The sequence below is a fragment of the Treponema sp. UBA753 genome, assembly GCF_002297325.1.
In the GTDB taxonomy this organism is placed as follows: Bacteria; Spirochaetota; Spirochaetia; order Treponematales; family Treponemataceae; genus Treponema_D.
The window spans coordinates 1-6,805 of the sequence record NZ_DBKJ01000114.1 but is presented as its reverse complement, the minus strand read 5'-3'; the positions used below and the strand labels follow the sequence as shown (position 1 = coordinate 6,805).

Annotated in this window: 6 protein-coding genes; 2 read left to right on the top strand and 4 right to left on the bottom strand. The window is 37.6% G+C overall.

Features of this window, described 5'->3' with window-relative positions:
• On the top strand, positions 1 to 591 hold a 591-nt coding region (locus B4C08_RS09130), incomplete at its 5' end, for a DUF4143 domain-containing protein (protein ID WP_296664691.1).
• A gap of 60 nt (positions 592 to 651) precedes the next feature.
• On the opposite strand, the gene carB is transcribed toward B4C08_RS09130, so the two are convergent.
• The 4 genes from carB to B4C08_RS09110 are packed head-to-tail and all read right to left on the bottom strand — an operon-like array spanning position 652 to position 4,079.
• Positions 652 to 2,214: a carbamoyl-phosphate synthase large subunit gene (carB, locus tag B4C08_RS09125; protein WP_296664687.1), complete on the bottom strand. Its 1,563-nt coding sequence runs from the start codon at positions 2,212 to 2,214 to the stop codon at positions 652 to 654.
• On the bottom strand, positions 2,205 to 3,179 hold the full coding sequence (locus B4C08_RS09120; RefSeq protein ID WP_296664694.1) for a carbamoyl phosphate synthase small subunit: 975 nt from the start codon (positions 3,177 to 3,179) through the stop codon (positions 2,205 to 2,207). The genes carB and B4C08_RS09120 overlap by 10 nt, the downstream gene beginning before the upstream one ends.
• A gap of 3 nt (positions 3,180 to 3,182) precedes the next feature.
• A complete protein-coding gene (locus tag B4C08_RS09115) occupies positions 3,183 to 3,515 on the bottom strand; it encodes a carbamoyl-phosphate synthase domain-containing protein (protein ID WP_296664685.1) in 333 nt (110 codons plus the stop codon).
• A 12-nt stretch (positions 3,516 to 3,527) separates the two neighbouring features.
• Positions 3,528 to 4,079 (bottom strand): DUF456 domain-containing protein, encoded by a 552-nt coding sequence (locus tag B4C08_RS09110; RefSeq protein WP_296664683.1) that lies wholly within the window; start codon positions 4,077 to 4,079, stop codon positions 3,528 to 3,530.
• Between the two features lie 37 nt (positions 4,080 to 4,116).
• Between B4C08_RS09110 and B4C08_RS09105 the strand changes: the two genes are divergently transcribed.
• Entirely contained in the window at positions 4,117 to 6,426 is a 2,310-nt protein-coding gene (locus B4C08_RS09105; protein ID WP_296664681.1) for a radical SAM protein, read from the top strand.
• The last annotated feature ends 379 nt before the right edge of the window (positions 6,427 to 6,805 follow it).

Here is a 6,805-nt window from a genome sequence, read left to right as displayed (position 1 = left end):
ACAAAGGCAAGGGAATGTTTTCTTTCTATTCCGCGCCAGCTTGCAAAAGAAAACCGTAAATTTCAATACGGCATTGTAGAAGAAAAAGGAACTGCCCGAAAGTTTGCAGGAAGCCTGATGTGGCTTTACGATGCAGGCATAATTGATTTTTGCTACAATATAAATCCGCCAGCTCTTCCGTTTGTAGGAAATGTTGTCTCTTCTTGCTTTAAAATTTATATGCATGACATTGGACTTCTGTGTGCAATGCTGGATGACGAAACCCAGAAAGACATTATTGACGACACATTGAAAATCTATAAAGGCGCTATTTACGAAAATCTTATTGCAGATGTTTTCTCAAAAATGCAAAAGCCGCTTTATTATTATAAAAAAGAAAACTCACAGGGCGAAATTGATTTCTTTATAAGATATAAAGACAATGCAACCCCTGTAGAAGTAAAAAGCGGAAACAAAGGAACTTCCAGTATGGATAATCTGCTTAAGAAGGCTGAATTTCCCTATGGAATAAAACTTTGCAATGGAAACATTGGTTTTGCAAACAAAAAAATTACACTTCCGCTTTACTGCGCCATGTTCTTGAATGAATGACTTTTCGCGTTTTCTAAGCGATTTGCTTAATCCTGCATATTTTTAGAACGCCTCAACTCCTTAAGAATTCGCAATTTCATAGCCGGTCATTTCTTCAATGACTTTGTCTGGATAACCGAGCTTTTTTGCCTCAACGTATAATTCTTGGGTAAGTTCGGCAGCTCCGTTTTCAGAAAGTTCAGAACCTTCTTTTATCATCTGGAACGTATCTTCCATTTCAACAAGATTCATAAGTTTGTTCAAGAACCATTCGTCTATCATTGTAACTTTATGGATTTCTTCCACAGTCATAATTCCGCGCTTTAAAGCCTGGAAAACTGCGAACAAACGCAAGTCTGTGCACTGCCCAACGCGTTCAATAATCTTTTCGTTAGATTCTTCTTCAAAAACTTTAAAATTAAGCGAATTAACGCCAATTTCCGCACCGCGAGCAGCCTTCATCAGCGCTTCTTCAAAAGTGCGGCCAATCGCCATAACTTCGCCAGTCGCCTTCATCTGGGTTCCCAGTTTTCTAGCCGCATAAACAAACTTATCAAATGGGAATTTAGGCATTTTTACAACAACGTAATCTAAAACCGGCTCAAAACAAGCCGCCGTCTTTTTTGTAACAAAGTTTGGAATTTCATCAAGATTATAGCCGATGGCAATTAGCGAAGCGACTTTCGCAATCGGATAGCCAGTAGCCTTAGAAGCCAATGCCGAAGAACGTGAAACGCGGGGATTTACTTCAATCACCGCATATTCAAAAGATTCCGGATTCAACGCGAACTGACAGTTGCAGCCGCCTTCAATTTTCAAAGCAGAAATTATGTTTAAGGCTGCAGAACGAAGCATCTGGTATTCTTTATCTGCAAGGGTTACCGTCGGAGCAATTACGATTGAATCTCCTGTGTGGACGCCGACTGGATCAAAGTTTTCCATTGAACAAATTGTCAGAACGTTTCCGCTGTGGTCGCGCATAACTTCAAATTCAACTTCTTTCCAGCCGGAAATACATTTTTCCACAAGAATCTGATGAATTGGCGAGCGGTGAAGCCCGTTGTGGGCAATCTCGTCTAACTCTTCATCGTTGTTTACAATGCCGCCACCAGTGCCACCAAGAGTAAAGGCCGGGCGAATTATTGCAGGAAAACCAATTTCGTTGTGAACAAAATCAACGGCATCTTCATAAGTTGTTACAACTTTAGAAGGAATACAAGGCTCTCCAATTGCAAGCATTGTATCTTTGAACATCTGACGGTCTTCCGCCTTGTCAATTGTTTCTGGTTTTGCGCCTAAAAGCTGAACTCCATGGCTTGCAAGAAAACCCGACTTTGCAAGTTCCATAGAAAGTGTAAGACCTGTCTGCCCGCCCAAGGTTGAAAGCAAACTGTCTGGTTTTTCTTTTTCAATTATTCGCTGAATTACTTCGGGAATAAGAGGCTCAATATAAATTGAATCTGCCATTGAATGGTCTGTCATAAGCGTAGCAGGATTTGAATTGACTAAAACAACTTCAAGTCCTTGTTCTTTTAATGCCTTGCAAGCCTGCGTTCCTGCGTAATCAAATTCTGCCGCCTGCCCAATTACAATCGGACCAGAACCAATTACCATTACTTTGTGGATACTTTTATTTAAAGGCATAGCTTACTCCCGTTCGTTTCTTTTATTGTCGACTTAAAATACGATATTGCATCAACGCGTTCAAATTCTGGCTTAAAATTCTTAAAATAGTTTCTGTCGTTTATAAGATTGATAAAATCATCAAACAAAAAGTTTGTATCCAAAGGACCGCCGCTTGCCTCTGGATGGAACTGAACGCTAAAAGCAGGAATATCCGTATAAGTTATGCCTTCGCAAGTTCCATCGTTTGTGTTTACAAAACTTAAAAAAGCGCCTTTAGGAAGACTTTCATTGTTTACTGCATAGCCATGGTTTTGAGAAGAAATATAAACTCTTCCTGTTGAAAGCTGCTTTACAGGCTGGTTGCCCCCTCGGTGACCATACTTCAGCTTGCTGGTTTTTGCTCCCCGTGCAAGCGCCAGCATTTGATGCCCCAAACAAATTCCAAAAACTGGAATTCCGCTTTCAGAAATCTTTTTGATATTTTCAATAATTTCAACGTTGTCGGCAGGATCTCCAGGTCCGTTGCTCAGCATAATTCCGTCTGGATTTCTTTTTAAAATATCTTCCGCTTTTGTATCGCAAGCTACAGTTTCAACGTCAACTCCGCGCTTCAGCAATTCCCTGCGGATATTTGCCTTTGCACCAAAATCCCAAAGAACAACTTTTTTTCCTTTTCCATTTTTCATGGCAAGTTCTGGGTCATTTACTTTTAAGCCGTCTTTTGTAACAGGAACAGCGCGATACTCTGCGCTAGTTTTAAAAACAACATCTGCGCTTTGTTCAATTTTATCAGCATTTAAAGTTACAGCTTCTACTGCTTTTTCTATTTTGTATGCTTTTATTTTTTCTAAAATCTTTTCTTTTTCCAAAGGATTTTCAAGGGCATTAAAACACTCTAAAGCTTCTGCAGAGCTGCCAGAAATTATCATTCCGTTCATGACGCCAGCTTCGCGAAGAACTTTTGTAAGTTTTCTTGTATCTATTCATCAAAGACCGATTACGTTGCTTTGAACTAAAAAATTATTTAAATTTCCTTTGCAGCGAAAATTAGAAGGTTCTTCGCAAAGGTTGCGAACAATGTATCCACGTACATGACTTTTTTCGCTTTCAAAATCTTCAGGGATTACGCCATAATTTCCAATCAAAGGAAAAGTCTGCGTAACTATTTGACCGTAATAACTGGGATCTGTAAGTGTTTCAAGATAGCCAGTCATTCCTGTTGTAAATACTGCTTCACCGATAACAACACCGGAAGCACCAATACTGTTTCCATTAAATACAAGTCCGTTAGCCAGGACCAGGCAGGCTTTAGAGTTCATTCTAAAAGATAACTATACAGTTTTTATCACATTTTGAACAGTAGGAAGAATATTTATGACAGAGTCAACGGACTCTGTTTTTATGCCTTTGTACAAACCAAAAAGAAAAAACCATATAAAAACCGCAACCGCAACCATTTTAAGACCTGTTCCTAACAAAAAACCTTTGAATGCGCCAAAAGCAGCTTTTAGACATTTATTAAAATCAGAAGAATCGTTTATAAGCTCACCTACCAAAGCTCCGCAAAAAGGTCCTAAAATTATTCCCCAAGGTCCAATGAACATGCCAACTACTAGACCAATCGTAGAACCCCAAGTTCCGGCCTTAGAGCCTCCGCTTTTTTTTGTCATCGCAACAGGAAAAATATTATCTGCAACAGAAACAAAAATCGCCGCCACTGCGCAAATGATTAAAATCACAGGTTTTATAATTACATAATCAGAAAAATATGCTGCTAGCATTCCAAACCAAGCCAAAGGCGCTCCTGGCAAAACCGGTAAAAATGTTCCTAAAAAACCTAAAAAAAGAAGAACTGCCCCAACAATAACTAAAAATATATTCATATTTCAATGATACTATTTTTTAGGTTATAATCAAGATATGCTAAACACAATTATAATACAGCCGCCAATGCTTCAATTAAACACACCGTATCCAAGCGGAGCATATTTACTTTCCTTTTTTAACAATCTTTATCAGGAAAAGAATATTAATGGCTGCGTTCAATGGAAAGATTTAAGCATTGCATTATTTCATAAAATTTTTTGCAAAAACGGATTAAAAATCATCTTCGAAAAAACCTCTAAAAAAGCTCTTGAGATTGCTCAAAATTTTGAAAAAAAAGGAGATGAAAATTCTGCTTTTCAACTTAGACGCTATATTTCTCAACAGGAAAGCTGGATAAACTGGATAGATACAATCGTTGCTATAGTTTGCGAAGGAAATAAAAAATCTGGCCGAGAACTGGTGCACGAATTTGTACGTTCCGCTTATGTCCCGCGCGGAAACCGAATGGAATCATACCTAACGTCTTTAGACCGCGATGTCAGCGCAGACGATTCACGCATTTTGGCAAGCCTTGCGCTAGCAGACCTTGCAGACTACATTGCCGTTGCCTATGACAAAAATTTTTCTCTTATTCGCTATGCGGAAAGCCTTGCTACAAGCAAATCTTCTTTTTTTAAAATTGAAAATGCATTAAATTCCCCGGTTTTAGAAGACTTTTTAAAAAATCTTGTTCAAGAAATTTTAGTTCAAAATAAAGAAAATAAAACTCTTTTCTGTATTTCCATTCCTTTTCCTGGAACCTTAGAAGCAGCAATTTTCATCGCCAGAGAAATAAAATCTTTTTCCGCTAAAAGCAAAAATTTTTTTGTTGCTTTTGGCGGCGGCTACGTAAACACAGAACTTAGAAATCTTCAAGAGCAAGGAATTTTCAAATACTGCGATTTTTTAAGTTACGACAAGGGGTATGGAAGTTTTCTTCATATATTTGACAGTCTAAATATTCAAGATCCAGACTTTAGTTCAATTTTTGCAGAAAAACCTTTCTACAAAGTAAAACACTTTTACAACAAAAAAATAATCGACGGAACAAATTTAGAAGAAAACTTTTCAAAAGAGATTATAAACTTGTATGCAAAAAAAGAAATTGATTTCGTTCGTAAAATAGTTCCTGACTTTAGCGCTATTGATTTTTCACTTTACCCTCGGCTTGCAGACGACACAAATCCAATGCACAGAATTTGGAACGACGGCGCATGGCTAAAAGCGTATATGGCTTACGGCTGCTACTGGCATAGGTGCGCCTTTTGCGATACAACCTTGGACTACGTAAAAGGTTTTTGCAACACAAACATTGAAAATCTTTTTTACGGGCTTGAAAAACAAAGCTTAATAACAGGAATAAACGGTATTCATTTTGTGGATGAAGCTTGTCCTCCCGCTCTTATGCAAAAATTTGCGCTTTTAAACCTAAGCAGTTCCATTAAGAACGAAAGGCTTTCTTGGTGGGGAAACATCCGCTTTGAAAAAACATTTTCTAAAGATTTAGCAGATTTGCTCGCCTACGGAGGACTTACCGCAGTTTCCGCAGGAATAGAAATTGCCACAGGAGAAGGCCTGTCTTCAGTAAACAAGGGAACTAGCATGGAACACATAGTTTCCGCATGCTGTGCATTCAAAGAAGCTGGAATCCTTGTCCATTCATACATGATTTTTGGGTTTTGGAATCAAACAAAGCAAGACCTTATTAATTCAATGGAAACTTTAAGGCAAATGTTTAAGGCAGGTCTTTTAGACAGCGCGTTCTGGCACAAATTTTCGCTTACCGTTCATTCAACAGTTTTTAAGGAATGGCACCAAGGACTTCACAAAGAGCTAAAACCTATTTTTCCTAAAGAAAAAACTTTTGCAGAAAACGAAATCCATTTTGAAGGCGAAGAAAAAAGCGAAATCTATTCACAACCTTTAAATGAAGCTTTAGAATTTTGGATGCACGCAGAAAAACTCAACAAAAATGTGGAATCTTTTTTTCCATTTAAAATGCCGAAACCTTCGATTGCGCCAGACTTTATTGAAAGTCTGATAAAAAAATACGAATCAAAATGCAAAAAAGAATTTTCTTCCCTTGCAGCAAAAAAGTTTGTTTGGATTGGCGGAAAACCAATCGTTCTTTCTTCTTCAGATTTTTCTACAGTTCAAATCTGCTGGGCCTATATGGGAAACCTTTTATACGCTGATGTAGAAAAATCACGGGCAAACGAAATTGTTTTTTATCTTGATTCAATTTCTGCTTCAAATTACATAAATTCAGACAAGTCTCTTTTTTTACTTGATAATGCAATTAAAATTTTAGGCAAAGCCCTTTTCTTCCAATTAAGAGGAAAAGGGCTTTGCGCTCTTATTTAGCCCGACTGTCGAGTTTTTAGGAAAATGAATAAAGTCGTAAGCGAATTTGCAATTTGTGAAGATTTTGTGCGATAAGAACTAACCTTGACAAAGCCAAATCGACTTCATCAAAAAAAACGTCAAGGCAATGAAATAGCTGTATAAATTGCCAGCCTAATGAAAGCCGAAGAAAAAATTATGGAGAGTTCTTGCAAATAGTGATATATTATTAGTAATCAAGATTCTGAAATAAATTCTGCATGATTGGAAACGAGTCAATATGGAGATGAAAAAATGATTTATGAATATATGCGTTTGCCAGATGACACAGAAATAACACACACTGATGTTCAAAAAGATGGAAGTGTTATTGTTTATATTGAAACACCGGATAAAAAAG

Coding starts and splice junctions, on each gene's coding strand:
- B4C08_RS09110 (WP_296664683.1), bottom strand. CDS start 4,079: ATGAATATATTTTTAGTTATTGTTGGGGCAGTTCTTCTTTTTTTAGGT.
- B4C08_RS09115 (WP_296664685.1), bottom strand. CDS start 3,515: ATGAACTCTAAAGCCTGCCTGGTCCTGGCTAACGGACTTGTATTTAAT.
- carB (WP_296664687.1), bottom strand. CDS start 2,214: ATGCCTTTAAATAAAAGTATCCACAAAGTAATGGTAATTGGTTCTGGT.
- B4C08_RS09105 (WP_296664681.1), top strand. CDS start 4,117: ATGCTAAACACAATTATAATACAGCCGCCAATGCTTCAATTAAACACA.